Below are 17,741 nucleotides of genomic sequence, written 5' to 3'. Positions count from 1 at the left end.
GAATTGCGCCTAGCGGCAATTGCGGATGTGCATGGCAATCACTTGGCGCTGGAGGCGGTGCTTGCGGATATAAAAGCCCAGGGCATCATCGACATTGTCAATCTCGGCGATTGCTTTAGCGGGCCGCTGACAGCGCAGGAGACGGCCGAAATCCTGGTCGCGCTCGATGCCGTAACGGTTCGCGGCAACCACGATCGCCACCTGATCGAACAAGCGCCAGGAGACATGCATGCCTCGGACCGCGCCGCGCATAAAGAATTGTCCCCACACCACATCGATTGGCTGCGGACCTTGCCCTTCAGCACCGTCTATAGGGGCGAAGCCTACCTTTGCCACGCGACGCCCAAGGACGATCACACCTATTGGCTCGAGGCCGTTTCACCGCAAGGCCACATTTACCTGAAGCCGATCGAGGAGATAGAGGCGCTGGCCGTCGGTATCGGTTTTCCGCTCATGCTATGCGGCCATAGCCATGTCCCGCGCATGGTCCGCCTCAATGATGGGCGGCTGATCGTCAACCCCGGCAGTGTCGGCTGCCCCGCCTATGATGACGATCGGCCCCATTATCACAAGGTCGAGGCCGGCCATCCCTTCGCCTCCTATGCCGTTCTGGAAAAGGTGGATGGCATATGGCTGCCGCAATTCCGACAGGTGTCCTACGATCATCGAGCAATGGCGGGATTAGCTCAGCGTGCCGGCCGCGCCGATTGGGCGAGCGGGCTGGCGACGGGATGGCTGCGCTAAACCTCGGCGATGATCTCCCGGTTCACCGTCTTGATATCCCGCTTTCCGCAGAGCGCCATGGAGATGTCCAGTTCGTTGCGGATGATTTCCAGCGCCCGCGTTACACCGTCCTTGCCCATGGCGCCAAGGCCATAGAGGAAGGGACGGCCGATGAAGGTGCCTTTGGCGCCAAGCGCTACGGCCTTCAACACATCTTGGCCGGAGCGGATACCGCCGTCGACGTGCACTTCGATCTTGTCGCCGACGGCGTCGACGATCTTCGCCAGCACGCTGATGGAAGAGGGGGCGCCGTCGAGCTGGCGGCCGCCGTGATTGGAAACGATGATCGCGTCCGCGCCGGTATCGACGGCGGCCTTGGCGTCTTCGACATCGAGAATGCCCTTGATGATCAGCGGCCCGCCCCAGCGTTCCTTGATCCAGCCGACATCGCTCCAGGAAAGCTTGGGATCGAATTGCTCATGGGTCCAGCCCGCCAGTGACGCCAGGCTGGTAACGTTTCTGGCATGGCCGATGACATTGCCGAAGGAGCGCCGCTTGGTCCGCATCATGTCCAGGCACCAACGCGGCCGCATCGCCACCTGCCACATGTGTTTCGGGATGAGTTTCGGCGGTGCCGTCAGGCCATTGCGCAAATCGTTGTGCCGCTGGCCAAGGATCTGCAGGTCGGCGGTCAGCACCAAGGCCGAACACTTCGCGGCTTTTGCGCGATTGATCAGGTCTATGACGAAGTCGCGATCTTTCATGACGTAAAGCTGGAACCAGAAGGGTTTTTTCGTCACCGACGCAACGTCCTCGATCGAGCAGATGCTCATGGTCGACAGCGTGAAGGGAATGCCGAATTCCTCCGCCGCGCGCGCGGCCAGCATTTCACCGTCGGCATGCTGCATGCCCGTCAGCCCGGTCGGAGCCAGTGCCACCGGCATCGACACTTTTTGGCCGACCATGCGCGTTTCCAAAGAGCGGTTGGCCATGTCGACGAGGACGCGTTGGCGCAGTTTGATCTTTTTGAAATCCGCTTCATTCGCGTTGTACGTGGATTCGGTCCACGAACCGGAATCGGCATATTCGAAGAACATCTTCGGGACGCGCCGCTTGGCGAGCTTCTTCAGTTCGGCAATGGTAAGCGGCGCGGTCATGGCTCTGTGCCTTTTCGATGATTATGTTAGGGCGGGTTCGGTTGGCCTTACTGAAGGATCGATTTCATGGCCTTCCCGGCCACATAGGTCTCGACGATCGCCCGATCGTCCCCCATGGTTTGCAGCAGGAACAACTCCTCGGCCAAGTTGTTCACCACCTCCATCTTCAGTGCCATGGCTGGCGTCGCGGCGGGGTCGAGGATCACAAGGTCGGCCTCCGTGCCAGGATCGAGGGTACCGATTTTGTCGGCGAGCGATAGAGCCTCGGCGTTACCGAGCGTCATGTAGTAATAGCTTTCCAGCGGATTCAGGCGTTCGCCGAGCAGCTGCTGGATCTTGTAGGCCTCGTCCATCGTGCGCAGCATCGAATAGCTGGAGCCGCCGCCGATATCGGTAGCGACGCCGATGCGCACAGGCTTTTGGCGGCGAGCGAGCGCTTTTAGCGGAAAGAGGCCGGAGCCGAGGAAAAGGTTGGAGGTCGGACAGTGAACGGCGACGGCTCCAGCTTCGCTCATGGCGTCGGCTTCACGGTCGGAAAGATGGATCGCGTGGCCGAACAGGCTCTTGCGGCCGAGCAAGCCGTAACGGGCGTATATATCGGTGTAGTCGATCGCATCCGGATAGAGTTCGCCGGTGAATTTAATCTCGTCGTGGTTTTCGGAGAGGTGCGTCTGGATGTGAAGATCCGGGAATTCGCGAGCAAGGGCGGCCGCAGTCTCCATCTGCTCCGGTGTCGAGGTGATGGCGAAGCGTGGGGTGATGGCGACATGGTTGCGGCCTTTGCCGTGCCAATCCGCGATCACCTGGCGCGTCTCGTCATAGCCCATCTGCGGTGTGTCGAGCAGGCCCTGCGGGGCGTTTCGATCCATCATCACCTTACCGCCGACCATGCGCATGTTGCGACGCATGGCTTCCGAAAAGAAGGCGTCGGCGGAGGTCTTGTGCACGGAGCAATAGGCAACCGCCGTCGTCGTGCCGTGGCGGATGAGCTCGTCGTAAAAGTGGGTGGCGATGCGCTCAGCATGGGCGCTTTCGACGAAGCGGCATTCCTCGGGGAAGGTATAGGTGTTCAGCCATTCGAGAAGGTCCGCGGCATAGGAGGCGATGACCTGCATTTGCGGGAAATGTAGATGCATGTCGATGAAGCCCGGCAAGATCAGATGTGGCCGGTGGTCGATCTCGGCGACGTGTGCGGGCGCTCTTGCCTTGACGTCGGTATAGGGACCGGCAGCAGCGATGATACCATTTTCGATCAAAAGGCCGCCGTCGTGCTCATAAAAATAGCAGTCCGTATCACTCAGGCTCTGCGGCGCGCGCTTGAAGGAGAGCAGGCGGCCGCGCAAAAGGGTTGTCATTGGTCTTTTTCTCCGACGGAGCTTTCGAACCAGGCGACCAGCAGCTTGCGCTCCTCCGGCGTTACCTCGGTGACATTGCCGGGAGGCATGGCGTGGCTGCGGCCTGCCTGAATATAGATCTCGCGGGCATGCATAGCGATTTCTGCGTCGTTTTCCAGCATCACATCCTTTGGTGGACGCGCAATGCCTTCAAAAGCCGGCTCGGCGGCATGGCACATCGAACAGCGTGTCGAGATCATCTGCTTCACCGCCGGGAAGTGGGCGTCCGATGCGAACTGCTGGAAGGCGGGTGCGACGGCGTTGGCCTCCTTCTCGCCGGTGAGCATCTTCGGCACGGTCGAAAGCCATATGACGAGAATGAAGAGGACGAAGGTGACGATCCAAGTCCAAGTGGGGCGGCCCTTGCGGGCATGGGTCGTGTTGAACCAATGGCGGATGGTGACGCCCATCAGGAACACCAACGCCGCGATGATCCAGTTAAAAGCAGTGCCGAAGGCCAGCGGATAGTGGTTCGACAGCATGAAGAAGATGACGGGCAGCGTCAGATAGTTGTTGTGCAACGAGCGCTGCTTGGCGATGCGCCCATATTCCGGGTCCGGTGTGCGTCCGGCGATCAGATCGGCGACAACGATTTTCTGGTTGGGAATGATGATCATGAAGACATTGGCCGACATGATCGTCGCGGTGAAGGCGCCGAGATGCAGAAAGGCAGCGCGCCCGGTGAACAGATGCGTGTAACCCCAGGCCATGAAGACGAGGACGACATAAAGTACTGCCATCAGTCCCCAGGTATTGCTGCCGAGCGGCGACTTGCAGAGCAGGTCGTAGACGATCCAGCCGCCGGCCAGGGAGGCAAGCGATATCAGGATGGCGACGGGAACGCTGACGTCGAGCACGTGCCGGTCGATGAGGAAGAGATTGGCACCGCCGTAATAGACGATGCAGAGCATCAGGAAGCCGGAGAGCCAGGTGAAATAGCTCTCATATTTGAACCAGGTCAGATGTTCCGGCATCGTGGCTGGGGCCACCAGATATTTCTGGATGTGATAGAAACCGCCGCCATGCACCTGCCATTCCTCGCCATAGGCGCCGGGCGGAAGATGCGGACGCTTCACCAGCCCGAGATCGAGTGCAATGAAGTAGAAGGACGAACCGATCCACGCAATTGCGGTTACGACATGGAACCAGCGGGCAGCGAAAGCCAGCCACTCCCACGCAATGGCATATTCATACATTCAGTTCCCCTTTTCTTTCTCCGACTCGACACCTTGCAAAATGTTGGGCGCAGAGGGAAGGGGAGTTTGATCGGGGAAGTGCTTTTCGTGGTGGGATCACACAGTTCCGTGACCGATATGCCGCCGCTCTTGTCGAGCGCCAACTTCGACATAGATCAAAATTTCGACGCTTTTTTTCAGTGTCGTCGGTGATAGGCGGGCTGGGAAGCCCCCCACATGCGTGCCGTACCGTCGGAGATTTGCCCATGCGTGGTATACTGGCGTTTGCACTATTCCTTCTTGCATCCTCTGCCATGGCGCACGATGCGCCCTCCGGCTGGACCTACGATCCATATTGTTGCAACGGCGACAGCAAGACGGGCGATTGCGAGATGATCCCCTCGCGCACGGTTACCGTTATCCCGGGCGGCTATCGGATTACGCTCTATCCCGGCGATCATCGCTATGTGACGCATGCTCATATCTTCACGCTGCCGCAGCGCAAGACGATGCGCTCGCCCGACGGAGCCTATCACCTCTGTCTGTTCCCGGACGAGAACACGCCGCGCTGCTTCTATGCGCCGGATATGTCCTATTGAGCGGTGCTCACTCCAGGGGCATGCCGAACTCGCCCAGAATCCAGTTCCTGAAGGCACGGATTCTCGGCGTGTGACGTCTGTTTTCGGGATAGGCGAGCCAATAGTTCGTGCCGTCGTTACAGAGGATATCGAAGGGTTGGATAAGCCTGCCAGCAGCTAAGTCGTCCGCATAAAATTCAGGCGTCAGGACGGCGACGCCCTGTCCGGCGATGGCGGCGCTCGCCTCGAAGGATTGCGCCCCAAGCCTGCTTCTCGGCCGGCCCTGCAGGCCGGGATCTGGAATTCCAGCCGCCTCGAACCATTGCGCCCACCACGGGTCACCGGCATCGATGATCCGAAGTTTGAGGAGATCGGCCGGCGTATGGACGCCGCCGATGCTGGTGGCCAGCGCCGGGCTGAGCATCGGCGTGAAGTTCATTTTCATCAGCAGATGCGCGCGCAATCCCGGCCAAGTTCCGCGCCCATTGCGAATGGCGATGTCGAACGGCTCGCGCGAGAAGTCGATGAGCGCGTCTGAGGTGGCGAGCCGCACGGCGACATTCGGATGCTCCAACTGGAACGAGCCGAGATGGCGCGCAAGCCATTGCGATGCAAAGGTCGGCGTTGAATGAATGAGGAGCGTGGTTTCGGCGCCGCCGCTGACCGAAGCCATCGCCTCGTGCAGCATGGCGAAGGCTTCGCTTACCTTCGGCGCCAGCCGCTCACCGACCTCGGACAATGCAATCTGACGCGGGCGGCGCAGGAAGAGCGGCTCGCCGACATTCTCCTCCAGAAGCTTGATCTGATAGCTGACGGCCGTCTGCGTCATGCCGAGCTCCTCACCGGCGCGCGTAAAGCTGCCGTGCCGGGCGGCGGCCTCAAAGACCCGCAACGCATTCAGCGGGAACTGTTTCGAGAGCTTCATGGATAAGTTCTCTTTATGCATACAGACGGTTGTTCGATTGGAATTTCAGCATTTTTGGCGGCACACTGCAATCAATATCATCGATTGAATTGAGGTGCCGTCATGAATTATTGTGCCGTCGAGCAGCAAATGAATGCTGCAAGGCCGTCTGTCTTAGCCCGTATGTTGGAGACATTTGCGCAGGTCTTCAAAGGACGCACCGCGCCTTCGCCCCGCCTTGATCTCGATGAGATGCCGGACCGGTTCAAGCGCGATCTTGGCTTTCTCGATGGGCGCGAGCCGCATTACGAGGATGATCGAATGCGGTAGGCCGCGAATGCCGTCAGCAGCTCGGCGGCCGTCATGGCGGCAATGACCTCGGGACGTTTATCCTTCACCGAATTGCCTCCGATCGGCAAGGTGAGCCGGTCAAGCGAGGCCTTGTCGCCGCCCTCCCGCACAAGCCAGCGGGAAAACGTGGCGCGCTTGGTCGCCGAGCCGATCATGCCGACATAGGCAAGATCGGTGCGACAGAGCGCTTCCTTGGCAATCAGGAAATCCAGGGCGTGATCATGCGTCAGGATGACGACTGCCGAGCCTGCCGGCATATCCCGCACCAGCGCTTCTGGCATGGGCGACAGCACCGTCTTCATCTCCGCCGGCAGGTTTGCCAACTCCTCCTTGCGGGTCTCGACCACCGTCACGCAAAGCGGCAGGGGCGCGAGTGCGCCGGCCAATGCATGCCCGACATGTCCCGCGCCGAAGAGATAGGTCTCCGGTCGATGTTCTGCTTTACTCGCCCGTTTGGCTTCGAGTTCTTCGCGCAGTTGCGTCGTCATTTTTTGGAAGCGCAGTTGGGAGCGACCACCGCAGCATTGGCCGATTTCCGGGCCAAGCGGTATGTCCATAGCTTCCACGCCATGACCCGAAAGCAATTCCCGGGCGTTCTGGATTGCCAGGAATTCGAACTGCCCGCCGCCGATCGTGCCCCAGATGGCATGTTCGGAAACGAACATGAAAGTTCCAGCTTCGCGTGGCGTCGAGCCCTGCGTTGCGATGATCTCGATAAGGATGGAGGAGGGGTGCGTGGCGAGAAATGCGCGGAAGTCGCTCCTGGGTATCACACCGGAAAGCACTTCGCGGATGGCCATGGTCACATCCCCTTCAGCCGCTCGACAGCCATCAGCACCCGTTCAGGTGTTGCCGGCGCATCGAGCCGCGGGCAGATGCGGTAGTCCGCGACGCTCGCGACGGCCATGGATAAGGCCTCGAGTACGGAGATGCTGAGCATGAACGGCGGTTCGCCGACTGCTTTGGATCGGCCGATCGTGGCTTCGGCATTTTCGGACCATTCGGCGAGGCGGACGTTGAAAATCTTCGGCCGATCGGAGGCGAGCGGGATCTTGTAGGTCGAGGGCGCATGCGTGCGCAGCCGTCCCTTGTTGTCCCACCAAAGCTCTTCGGTCGTCAGCCAGCCCATCCCCTGCACGAAGGCGCCTTCGACCTGGCCCATATCGATCGCCGGGTTCAGTGAACGGCCGACATCGTGGAGGATATCGGTGCGGTCGATCAGATATTCGCCGGTCAGCGTGTCAATCGACACTTCGGAGCAGGCGGCGCCATAGGAGAAATAGTAGAAGGGCGTCCCGCGGCCGGCCTTGCGGTCCCAATGGATTTTCGGCGTTTTATAGAAGCCGGCGGCGGAAAGCTGCACGCGGGCAAAATAAGCCTGCCTGATGAAATCAGGGAAGGGAATTTCCATATCGCCGACCCGCACCCGGTTCGGCAGGAATTGTACGTCTTCGGCAGCAACGCCCCATTTCTCGATCGCGAAGCCAACGAGCCGCTCCTTGATCTGGCGGGCGGCATCGAAGGCTGCCATGCCGTTGAGGTCGGAGCCCGAGGAGGCCGCGGTCGCCGATGTGTTCGGCACCTTGCCGGTCGTCGTCGCGGTGATCTTCACACGGTCGATATCGACCTGGAAACTGTCGGCCAAGACCTGCGCCACCTTGGTGTAGAGGCCCTGGCCCATCTCGGTGCCACCATGGTTCAGGTGGATCGATCCGTCCTGATAGATGTGAACCAGCGCGCCGGCCTGGTTGAAGGCGGTCATGGTGAAGGAAATGCCGAATTTCACCGGTGTCAGCGCAATACCCTTGCGGATGAAACGGCTGGAGCGGTTGAACTCGATGATGGCATTGCGCCGCGCCTGGTAGTCGCAGGTCTCTTCCAACTCGTCGACGATACGGTGGATGATGTTGTCCTCCACCTCCTGATGATAGGGGGTTAGCGTCCGGCCGGAACCCGGCTGGCCGTAGAAATTCCGACGGCGAACCTCTAGCGGATCTTTGCCGAGGGCATAGGCGATCTCCTCGATGAACCGCTCGCCGCCGACCATGCCCTGCGGGCCGCCGAAGCCGCGGAAGGCGGTGTTGGACACTGTATGCGTCTTCAGCGGTTTCGAGACGAGGTGGACATGCGGGTAGTAATAGCTCGAATCCGCGTGGAATAAGGCGCGGTCGGTGACTGGACCGGAAAGGTCGGAGGAGAAGCCGCAGCGGGCGGCATAGGTCGCATCGACGGCATGGATGCGGCCATCATCGTCGAAGCCGATCTCGTAATCGACCAGGAAGTCGTGGCGCTTGCCGGTGGCGACCATGTCCTCGTCGCGGTCGGGGCGGAATTTGATGGCGCTGCCGAGCTTCTTGGCGGCAACAGCCGCGAGCGCCGCAAATTGGTTGCCCTGGGTCTCCTTGCCACCGAAGCCGCCGCCCATGCGACGTACATTGACGGTGACGGCATTGGACGGGATGTTGAGCACATGGCCGACGATGTGCTGGATTTCGCTCGGATGCTGGGTGGACGACCAGACGGCGACTTCGTCGTCTTCACCAGGGATCGCCATGGCGATGTGGCTTTCGAGATAGAAATGCTCCTGGCCGCCGATGCGCATTTGCGCCTTTATACGGTGCTTGGCATTGGCCATTTCGGTTTCCGGTTCACCGCGCTTCAGCGTCATCGGCTCGTAAACCAACGGCGCGCCATTTTCGAGCGCCCCGTCGATATCGCTCCAATGCGGCAGGTCGCGATAGTCGATCTTGGCGAGCCTTGCTGCCTGGCGAGCCGCATCGCGGGTTTCGGCGATAACGGCGAAGATCGGCTGACCGTGGAACTCGACCTTGGTTTCGGCGAGCAGCGGCTCATCATGCATGCCGTTGGAGCTGGTGTCGTTGACGCCGGGAATGTCTTTGGCGGTGAACACCCAGACGACGCCCGGATAGGCTTTCACGGCGGAGAGATCGATGCCGGCGATTTCGGCATGGGCGCGGTCGGAAAGGCCGAGTGCGCCGTGCAGCAGGCCCGCCGGCTCTGGCAGATCGTCGATATAGTCGGCGGCTCCCGTCACGTGCTTGTGCGCCGAGTCGTGTTTCAGCGCGCCATGCATCGAGCCGTTAATGACCTTGCGTTCTTCGAAGGTGGATTTATCCATGGTTCAAGCCTCCACCGTTGCAAATCGCTTCAATTCCTGCGGCGCGCCGGCCGTCTCCAGATAGAAGCGCAGGAGCAGGTTCTTGGCGGTCAGCTGCCGGTATTCGGCGGTGGCGCGCCAGTCGGTGAGCGGCGTGTAGTCGGCATCGAAGGCAGCGCGGGCGTCTGTGACCGTTTCCTCTGTCCAGGACTTGCCGATCAATTCGGCTTCGACCGTGCGCGCGCGCTTCGGCGTGGCGGCCATGCCGCCGAAGGAAATGCGGATATCGGCGACGTTGTCGGCCGCGTCCAACATCAGATGGAAAGCGCCGCAGAGCGCCGAAATATCTTCGTCGCGGCGTTTGGAGATCTTGTAGACGGCAAAATGAGTGCCTGCGGCGGGGTAGGGAACGAAGACGCTTTCGACGAATTCGCCGGGATTGCGGTCCTGCTTGCCGTAGTCGATGAAGAAGTCTTCAAGCGGCAAGGTGCGGGCGCCGTTAACGGAGCGCAGTTTGATGGTGGCGCCAAGCGCGATCAGCGGCGGCGGCGTGTCACCGATGGGCGATCCGTTGGCGATATTGCCGCCGATCGTGCCCATATTGCGAACCTGCTCGCCGCCGATGCGGTCAATGAGGCTTGCAATCGCCGGGATCTTTTCCGCCATGGCTGCAAAGGCCTGGCTGTAGGTGACGCCGGCACCTATGGTCAGACCGGTGTCTTCGATGGTGACCTTCTGCAAATCGGTCAGATGGTTGATGAAGACGACCGGATCGAGCTTGCGCATCTGCTTGGTCACCCAGAGGCCGACGTCGGTGGAGCCGGCAACGACCGTCGCCGTCGGTTCGTCGGCCAAAACTTTCGCGAGGGCTGCGACCGTGCCCGGCACGATCAGGCGATCAACGCCCGAGGTAATGGTGATGGTATCGCCACCCTGGATGGCCCAGAGGCGGGCGATGATATCGGCTCTGGTCTTTTCAAGAGGATCGAACAAAGCACTTGGGCGCGTCTGGCTTACCTGTTCGGCCGCCTTGACGATCGGCTCATAGCCGGTGCAGCGACAGAGATTGCCCTGCAGGGATTTTTCGATCTGCGCCCGGCTCGGCTTTTCGCTTGTAAGCCACAGGCCGTAGAGCGACATGACGAAACCCGGCGTACAGAAGCCGCATTGCGAGCCGTGAGCGTCGACGATCGCCTGCTGTACCGGATGCAGCGTCCCATCCTTGGCGGCCAGATGTTCGACGGTGACGACATGGGTGGCATGCAGCGAGCCGACAAAACGGATGCAGGCATTGACCGTTTCGTAGTGCAATCCGCCATCGATCAGCCGGCCGACCAGAACGGTGCAGGCGCCGCAATCGCCTTCCGCGCATCCTTCCTTCGTGCCCGTTAGGTGCCGGTTGAGCCGCAGGAAATCGAGGAGCGTCTCGGTCGGGCGCAAGCTGGAAAGTGAAATATCCTCGCCGTTGAGGATAAAGCGGATGCTATCGTTCATGTCGTTCCCAATTATTTTGTTCTTTCAAGGCCGGACGCGCCCAACGCATCCGGCCTTGGAACGAGATAACTTCTTGTCGAATTGTCATCTCATTGCGTTTGTTCGATTGAAGCATAGTCCCGTCCGAAAAATGCTTCGCAGCTTCTGGGATCATGCTCGACCGTCTATGGTTATTCCGCAGTCCAGCCACCGTCAATCGAGACGTGTGTGCCGGTAACCTGACGAGCATCGTCGCTGGCAAGATAGATCGACAATGCTGCGATTTCCTCGGCCTTGACGAACTCGTGCGTGGGCTGGGCCTTGAGAATGACTTCATTCTTGACCTGCTCTTCGGTCATGCCGCGCGCCTTGGCGGTATCCGGGATCTGTTTTTCGACAAGCGGCGTCAAGACGTAGCCGGGGCAAATGGCGTTTACCGTCACGCCGAATTCGGCAAGTTCGAGCGCTGCCGTCTTGGTCAAACCCATTATACCATGTTTTGCCGCGACATAGGCGGATTTGAAGGGCGAGGCGACGAGGCCGTGAGCCGAGGCGATGTTGATGATGCGGCCGTATTTCTTGGCCTTCATCAGCGGAATGGCGGCGCGGATCGTGTGAAAGGAGCTAGAGAGATTGATGGCGATGATCTGGTCCCACTTCTCGATCGGAAAGTCCTCGATCTTCTCGACGTGCTGGATGCCGGCGTTGTTGACGAGGACGTCGACGCTACCGAAGGTCGAATTGGCGGTCGCGATCAGGTCGGCGATTTCTGCGGGTTTGGTCATGTCGGCTGGATGGTAGATCACCTTGCCGCCGCCCGACGATTCGAGCGTGTTTTTGATGGTATCGATCTCTTCAGGCTTGCCGAAGCCGTTGAGGACGATGTTATCACCCTTGGCGGCGAAGGCGGTCGCGATGGCGAGGCCGATACCGCTTGTTGAACCTGTGACAACGACTGTTCTTGCCATGCTCTTCTCCCTGGACAGCGCGTCTTGTTGCAGCGCAATAGCGGATTGAGGTTAGTCCCAAACCGGCGGATATGGCAATCGCATCGCAGCAAGACTGTTTTGCGACAGTTCGCTTCATATATGCGCGAGCTGGAATAAGGCGCTCTCGGCAAAAAATTTCGTTTCGCTTTCTTTTCACATTCGTTTTGCTGCCGTATCTGTTGATTTGGAACCAGAACATTCGGGAGGGATGCATGAGCGGTTATGTCTTGGCGATCGACCAGGGTACGACGTCGACGCGGGCGATCGTTTTCGACGGCAACATGAAGGTCGCCGGCGTCGAGCAGCAGGAGTTCGCGCAGCACTATCCGAAACCCGGCTGGGTCGAGCACGATCCGGAGGAAATTTGGGCTTCCGTCGTTTCGACCGTCAAAAAGGCGATCAAGGCCGCTAGCATCACCGCCAAGGACATTGCCGCTCTTGGCATCACCAACCAGCGTGAAACCGTGGTGGTCTGGGATCGCATGACCGGCAAGCCGCTCCACAATGCCATTGTCTGGCAAGACCGCCGCACCGCGAGCTATTGCGAGAAGCTGAAGCGGCAGGATCTGGAAAAGCTCTTCACCCGCCGCACCGGCCTTTTGCTCGATCCCTATTTCTCCGGCACGAAGCTTTCCTGGATGCTCGCCAATGTGAAGGGCGCTCGTGCGCGGGCCGCCAAGGGCGAACTGTGCTTCGGCACCGTCGACACATTTCTGATCTGGCGTTTGACCGGCGGCAAGAGTTTCGTCACCGACGCGACCAACGCTTCGCGCACGCTGATGTACAATATCAGCACCAATGCGTGGGACGAGGAGCTGCTCGATATCCTGCGCGTTCCTGCCGCGATGCTGCCGGACGTGAAGGACTGCGCCGCTGATTTCGGGATTGCCGACCAATCGATCTTCGGAGCGGCAATCCCTATCCTCGGCGTCGCCGGCGACCAGCAGGCGGCCACCATCGGCCAGGCCTGCTTCGAGCGCGGCATGATGAAATCCACCTACGGTACCGGCTGCTTCGCGCTGCTGAACACCGGCACGGACATGGTGCGCTCGAAAAACCGCCTGCTGACCACAATCGCCTACCGGCTGAACGGCGAGACAACCTATGCGCTGGAAGGCTCGATCTTCATCGCCGGGGCCGCCGTGCAATGGCTGCGCGACGGACTGAAGGCGATCAAGCGGGCTACCGATTCCGACGGGATGGCGCAAAAGGCCGATCCGATGCAGGAGATCTATCTCGTGCCGGCCTTCACCGGCCTGGGTGCGCCGCATTGGGATCCGGATGCGCGCGGCGCAATCTTCGGGCTGACGCGCAATACCGGTCCGGCGGAAATCGTCCGCGCCGCGCTGGAGGCGGTCTGCTACCAGTCACGCGACCTGCTGGATGCCATGCATAAGGATTGGCGCAATGGCAGCGGCCGGGAGACGGTGCTACGCGTCGATGGCGGCATGGTTGCTTCCGACTGGACGATGCAGCGGCTCGCCGACCTGCTCGATGCGCCGGTCGACCGTCCCATCATCCTGGAAACCACCGCGCTCGGTGCCGCCTGGCTTGCCGGCAGCCGCGCCGGCGTCTGGCCGGACCGCAAGAAATTTGCCAAGGCCTGGGCGCGCGACCGACGTTTCGAGCCGGACATGGACGAGAAGACGCGAACGATGAAGTTGAAGGGATGGCGCGACGCAGTAAGACGGACGTTGAGCACCGAGCAGGCGGGATGAGATGCAGCTCACCAAAGATTAGAGTGCGTAAGATTTCTTTATTTTCCTAATATAACATCTAACAGCGATAGTCAGCCGAGGAGCGATTCAACGACAGATATCGCTGAATCGTATGTTGTTGGCTCAACTATGTTGGGGAAGACGCCTTCAAGAAATCTAAGGCGAAACATGGCTGCTACGTACATCGATCTTAAAAGACACGTCTATCGAAGCGTAAAGTATTGGCTTTCCAGGCCGAAGCCTCCGACGCTCGACGAGAGGTTTTCCGGCCCTGTTATCGTGGTCGGCTCGGCGCCGGTTTCGCACAAACCTGTTGATTTCGACGAGACCTTCAAGGTCATCACCATCAATGGCTCTCAGGTCGTGACGAAGACCTGGGGTGTCGAGGCGCCGGATGTCACGTTCGTTCAGTTCAATCAGATTGAGGGGACCAATACGAATGCCGTCGAAGTGCGCCGCGTGCTCAACGGCGAGCGGACGAAGAAGCTTTATGTGCTGCTCTGGCGAAAAAGCCGAGAGCGGCTGGAGAACGGGCTGAAAGCCTTCGACTACCGATACGACCATCTTGAAATCGTCGATCGCTATAAGCGCATGGCGCTTCTGGATCGGGTCGGCGGTGTTAAATGCAGCGAACTGGGTGCCGACGACAAATGTTCGAACGGGATCAATGCCGTGCTCTTCGCGCTCTATAACGGCGCGACTGCGGTGATCATTACCGGCATCAACCCGGATTCCGGTGGACATGTCTATAATCAGATCAATCTGGCCCGGCTGCACATTCAACGGGACAGGGAAATTCTACTTCGGTTGGTGGAACGCGACTATCCGATCTTTACGGCCGATCCGGCCGTATCGCAATCCCTCGGATTGCCGCTGTGGGAGGGCAAGGCACCTGCCCGGCAGGGATCTCAAACTCCTGAAAAGGTAGCGGGATCGGCTTCAAAAGGCGTGGGTCTCTTGACTGCGTCGCTGCGTTGATCATCCGATCATTCTTCGTCTTACGGTCGAATGAGGAGATCGGCCATGGTGTCTGTAACGGTTGAATTGCGCAATGTCGAAGATACACAAGCGGCGTTGGGCTGGGCCGGCGGCCACACCATCGTCGTCGATCGTCCGCAAGGCCGGGCCGGCGGGCAGGGGCTTGGTTTCAATGGCGCGCAGCTACTGGGATTGGCGATCGGCGGGTGTTTCTGCAACGATCTTTATTATGTCGCCGCCGAGATGGGTGTCGAGCTCGTAAAAATCTCGATCTCCGTGCGTGTCGATTTGGAAGGCGATCTGTCATTTACCAAAGCTGCGATGCTGACGGTGTCATGCGAAACATCGGACGGCTCCGATCCGCAGCCGGTGATCGCCGAGGCCAGGGCGCGATGCATGGTCCACAATTCGCTGAGGAGGGGAGTTCCGGTCACTGTCGAGGCGGTCGCCTAGGCGTGCAACGGGAGGCTAACGCCCATCGTCTTTCCGTGCCAAAATCCGGACATGGAATCATCAGACCAATCCGACGCCGATTGCGTTCTGCCGCCGTTGCTCCGGCCCGGCGATAAAGTCCTTTTTGTTTCGCCCGCAAGTTCGCCTGACAAGGATCTCGTTTTGCGCCAGGCTGAGATTTTGAAGGGCTGGGGACTGAACGTCGATTTCGGCGAGCATGCTTTTTGCAAACACGATTATCTTGCCGGGACGGATGAGGAACGATTGGCCGATTTCAACGCCGCGCTCCGTGATCCCAAGGTTCGGGCAATCTTTACCACACGCGGCGGCAAGGGGTCTTATCGTATCGCCGACGGGCTGGATTTCGGGGCAGCGCGGCGCGATCCGAAGTTTCTCGTCGGTTTCAGCGATATTACCATGCTGCATCTCAGTCTGTGGAAGCACTGCCGGCAGGTCGGTATCCACGGCGCGCTTTTTGTCTGTGAGGGCGAACAGGATGTCAGCATGGAAACCAGCGCTTCCCTTCGTGGGGCGTTGATGACGTCAGAGGATATCGTCATCGGCTCGCGCCTGAACGAACCGACGTCCTGCCTGACCACCGAGGGCACGGCCAACGGCCGCCTGATCGGCGGCAATCTCGATATGATCGCGACGGCAGCCGGCTGGGCCTTGCCGGATATGCACGGCGCCATCCTGTTGCTTGAAGCCGTCAACATGTCTCGCGGGCAGGTGGATCGGCAATTGACGATGTTGCGCAAGGCGGGGCATTTGAGCGGCCTGGCGGGCGTTGCGGTCGGCCAGTTCACCCGCTTCGAATTCGATCGCCGCTTCTCGGTCATCGATATCCTGCGCGAACATCTCGATGCGCTCGACGTGCCGGTGCTCGGCGGCTTGCCGCTGGGGCACGGGCATAGCCCGCTGAGCGTGCCGGTCGGCGCGGTCGCTGTCATGGATGCGAAGGCGGGGACGCTGATCGTCCGGCGCGGCGGTGCACGGCGTCCGGCATCGATAATTTTTTGACGCGGCCTGTCGGTACAGGCGATATCTCCTCGTCTTTAGAAAAGAAGGACATTCTCATGCTCTATGCGATCCTGTGCTATAACGACGAAGACACGGTGTTTTCCTGGTCCAAGGAAGAGGAGCAGGCGACAATGGACCGATTGCTCGCGGTGCAGGCGCCGCTCGGCGCGGCCGGCAAGCTCGGCCCCGTCGCCAGACTGATGCCGACGACGGCCGCAACGACGCTACGCAAGGGCAAGAACGAGCCGCTCATCCTGGACGGACCCTTCGCAGAGACGAAGGAACAATTGCTGGGCTTCTACGTCATCGACTTCGAGACGCTTGACGAAGCGATTGAATTCTCAAAGAAACTGGCTGTCGCCAATCCCGGCGCCGGCTCTTACGAAATCCGCCCGCTTCATGCCTTTAGACCGGGGACGATGGCAACATGACCGATCTCGCCTGGATCGATATCGCATTCACCAATGCCCGGCCGCAGGTGCTCGGTGCTCTGTTGCGGTATTTCCGCAATCTGGATATTGCCGAGGAGGCATTTCAGGAGGCTTGCCTCAGGGCATTGAAAACATGGCCAGACAAGGGGCCGCCGCGCGATCCCGTCGCCTGGCTAATCTTTGTCGGCCGCAACAGCGGCATCGACGCTGTGCGCAAACAGTCGAAGACGCAGGGCTTGCCGGAAGAGGAGGCGATCTCCGATACCGGCGACGCCGAAAGCGATCTTGCCGAGCGGCTCGACGGTTCCAACTATCGTGACGACATTCTGCGGCTGCTGTTCATTTGCTGTCACCCCGAGCTGCCGGCGACGCAACAGATCGCGCTGGCGCTACGTGTCGTCTCGGGCCTTTCGGTGGCGCAGATCGCTCGCGCGTTTCTCGTCAGCGAAAGCGCGATGGAGCAGCGCATCACCCGCGCCAAGGCGCGTGTTGCCGCCGCCGGTGTGCCTTTCGAGACGCCGGGTGCGGCCGAGCGGGCAGAACGCGTGGCGCTCGTCAGTGCGATGGTCTATCTCATCTACAACGAGGGTTATTCCGCAGGCGGCCCCGGGCGCGAGTCATCTGCCTTTGCCGATGAGGCGATCAGGCTCGCTCGTCTGCTGCTGCGCCTCTTTCCGGCGGAACCGGAGATCATGGGCCTGTTGGCGCTGATGCTTTTGCAGCACTCGCGAAATGCGGCCCGTTTCGATGCAGACGGCCAGATCATCCTGTTGGAGGACCAAGACCGGTCGCTCTGGTGCCGCAAATTGATCGATGAAGCGCTTGCTCTGCTCGACAAGGCAATCCGCCACCGCCGCCCCGGACCCTATCAGCTTCAGGCGGCGATCGCTGCGCTGCATTCCAGGGCCAAGCGGGCCGAGGATACGGATTGGTCGGAGATCGATTTGCTCTATCAGACGCTGGAGCGGCTGCATCCATCCCCTGTCGTCACTTTGAACCGCGCGGTTGCTGTAGCCAAGCTCAAGGGGCCGGAAGAGGCGCTGGCATTGGTCGATCCGCTGGCGGATAAACTCGATTGCTATTTTTACTTTCACGGGCTTCGGGGCGGCCTGCTTGCGCAGCTGGGCCGGCCGCGCGAGGCGCACGTAGCTTTCGACCGTGCAATCGCGCTTGCCCATTCGCCCGCCGAAGCTGCTCATATCCGCCATCAACTCGACCGCCTGAGCGTGGATCGACCGGCAATTGCAAAATAATCGAAAAATCCGTTCTTGCATGTCGG

16 protein-coding genes are annotated in these 17,741 nt (G+C 60.1%); 8 read left to right on the top strand and 8 right to left on the bottom strand.

Annotated elements, in window-relative coordinates; genetic code table 11:
• Nucleotides 1-3 precede the first annotated feature (3 nt).
• Nucleotides 4-744, top strand: a complete 741-nt coding sequence (locus PY650_RS27585; protein WP_285882831.1) for a metallophosphoesterase family protein — start codon at nucleotides 4-6, stop codon at nucleotides 742-744.
• On the opposite strand, the gene PY650_RS27580 is transcribed toward PY650_RS27585, so the two are convergent.
• Genes PY650_RS27580 through PY650_RS27570 form a run of 3 tightly spaced genes read right to left on the bottom strand, consistent with a single transcriptional unit; the run spans nucleotide 741 to nucleotide 4,470 of the window.
• Nucleotides 741-1,880 (bottom strand): alpha-hydroxy acid oxidase, encoded by a 1,140-nt coding sequence (locus PY650_RS27580; RefSeq protein WP_285882829.1) that lies wholly within the window; start codon nucleotides 1,878-1,880, stop codon nucleotides 741-743. The genes PY650_RS27585 and PY650_RS27580 overlap by 4 nt on opposite strands.
• Nucleotides 1,881-1,927: 47 nt before the next feature.
• A complete protein-coding gene (gene guaD, locus PY650_RS27575) occupies nucleotides 1,928-3,235 on the bottom strand; it encodes a guanine deaminase (protein WP_285882827.1) in 1,308 nt (435 codons plus the stop codon).
• On the bottom strand, nucleotides 3,232-4,470 hold the full coding sequence (locus tag PY650_RS27570) for a urate hydroxylase PuuD (protein ID WP_285882825.1): 1,239 nt from the start codon (nucleotides 4,468-4,470) through the stop codon (nucleotides 3,232-3,234). Before PY650_RS27570 ends, guaD begins: the two co-directional genes overlap by 4 nt.
• Before the next feature lie 245 nt (nucleotides 4,471-4,715).
• Between PY650_RS27570 and PY650_RS27565 the strand changes: the two genes are divergently transcribed.
• Nucleotides 4,716-5,048: a hypothetical protein gene (locus PY650_RS27565; RefSeq protein WP_285882823.1), complete on the top strand. Its 333-nt coding sequence runs from the start codon at nucleotides 4,716-4,718 to the stop codon at nucleotides 5,046-5,048.
• A gap of 7 nt (nucleotides 5,049-5,055) precedes the next feature.
• Here PY650_RS27565 and PY650_RS27560 read toward each other — a convergent pair whose 3' ends face one another.
• The 5 genes from PY650_RS27560 to PY650_RS27540 all read right to left on the bottom strand — a co-directional run bounded on the left by PY650_RS27560 (nucleotide 5,056) and on the right by PY650_RS27540 (nucleotide 11,841).
• The gene (locus PY650_RS27560; RefSeq protein ID WP_285882821.1) at nucleotides 5,056-5,973 is read right to left on the bottom strand and encodes a LysR substrate-binding domain-containing protein; all 918 of its coding nucleotides are present in this window, start codon (nucleotides 5,971-5,973) and stop codon (nucleotides 5,056-5,058) included.
• A gap of 263 nt (nucleotides 5,974-6,236) precedes the next feature.
• Nucleotides 6,237-7,082 carry a xanthine dehydrogenase accessory protein XdhC gene (gene xdhC, locus PY650_RS27555; RefSeq protein ID WP_285882819.1) on the bottom strand — a complete coding sequence of 282 codons (846 nt, stop codon included), beginning with the start codon at nucleotides 7,080-7,082 and terminating at the stop codon, nucleotides 6,237-6,239.
• Nucleotides 7,083-7,084: 2 nt separating this feature from the next.
• Complete coding sequence (gene xdhB / locus PY650_RS27550) at nucleotides 7,085-9,421, bottom strand: xanthine dehydrogenase molybdopterin binding subunit (RefSeq protein WP_285882817.1); 2,337 nt, start codon at nucleotides 9,419-9,421, stop codon at nucleotides 7,085-7,087.
• Nucleotides 9,422-9,424: 3 nt separating this feature from the next.
• Nucleotides 9,425-10,894 carry a xanthine dehydrogenase small subunit gene (xdhA, locus tag PY650_RS27545; RefSeq protein ID WP_285882816.1) on the bottom strand — a complete coding sequence of 490 codons (1,470 nt, stop codon included), beginning with the start codon at nucleotides 10,892-10,894 and terminating at the stop codon, nucleotides 9,425-9,427.
• Between the two features lie 170 nt (nucleotides 10,895-11,064).
• Nucleotides 11,065-11,841 carry a 3-hydroxybutyrate dehydrogenase gene (locus tag PY650_RS27540; protein ID WP_285882814.1) on the bottom strand — a complete coding sequence of 259 codons (777 nt, stop codon included), beginning with the start codon at nucleotides 11,839-11,841 and terminating at the stop codon, nucleotides 11,065-11,067.
• A 233-nt stretch (nucleotides 11,842-12,074) separates the two neighbouring features.
• Between PY650_RS27540 and glpK the strand changes: the two genes are divergently transcribed.
• The 6 genes from glpK to PY650_RS27510 all read left to right on the top strand — a co-directional run bounded on the left by glpK (nucleotide 12,075) and on the right by PY650_RS27510 (nucleotide 17,715).
• Complete coding sequence (gene glpK, locus PY650_RS27535) at nucleotides 12,075-13,580, top strand: glycerol kinase GlpK (protein ID WP_285882812.1); 1,506 nt, start codon at nucleotides 12,075-12,077, stop codon at nucleotides 13,578-13,580.
• A gap of 168 nt (nucleotides 13,581-13,748) precedes the next feature.
• Nucleotides 13,749-14,558, top strand: coding sequence for a membrane-anchored protein (locus tag PY650_RS27530; RefSeq protein ID WP_285882810.1), 810 nt, complete (start codon nucleotides 13,749-13,751; stop codon nucleotides 14,556-14,558).
• Between the two features lie 45 nt (nucleotides 14,559-14,603).
• The gene (locus PY650_RS27525) at nucleotides 14,604-15,011 is read left to right on the top strand and encodes an OsmC family protein (RefSeq protein WP_285882808.1); all 408 of its coding nucleotides are present in this window, start codon (nucleotides 14,604-14,606) and stop codon (nucleotides 15,009-15,011) included.
• 51 nt (nucleotides 15,012-15,062) lie between these two features.
• The gene (locus PY650_RS27520; protein WP_285882806.1) at nucleotides 15,063-16,031 is read left to right on the top strand and encodes a S66 peptidase family protein; all 969 of its coding nucleotides are present in this window, start codon (nucleotides 15,063-15,065) and stop codon (nucleotides 16,029-16,031) included.
• A 56-nt stretch (nucleotides 16,032-16,087) separates the two neighbouring features.
• On the top strand, nucleotides 16,088-16,462 hold the full coding sequence (locus PY650_RS27515) for a YciI family protein (protein ID WP_285882804.1): 375 nt from the start codon (nucleotides 16,088-16,090) through the stop codon (nucleotides 16,460-16,462).
• Nucleotides 16,459-17,715 (top strand): RNA polymerase sigma factor, encoded by a 1,257-nt coding sequence (locus PY650_RS27510; protein WP_285882802.1) that lies wholly within the window; start codon nucleotides 16,459-16,461, stop codon nucleotides 17,713-17,715. Before PY650_RS27515 ends, PY650_RS27510 begins: the two co-directional genes overlap by 4 nt.
• Nucleotides 17,716-17,741 lie beyond the last annotated feature (26 nt).

The sequence above is a fragment of the Martinezella calliandrae genome (assembly GCF_030272695.1).
GTDB classification, from domain to species: domain Bacteria; phylum Pseudomonadota; class Alphaproteobacteria; order Rhizobiales; family Rhizobiaceae; genus Rhizobium; species Rhizobium calliandrae.
This window is presented reverse-complemented; position numbering and strand designations above follow the sequence as displayed.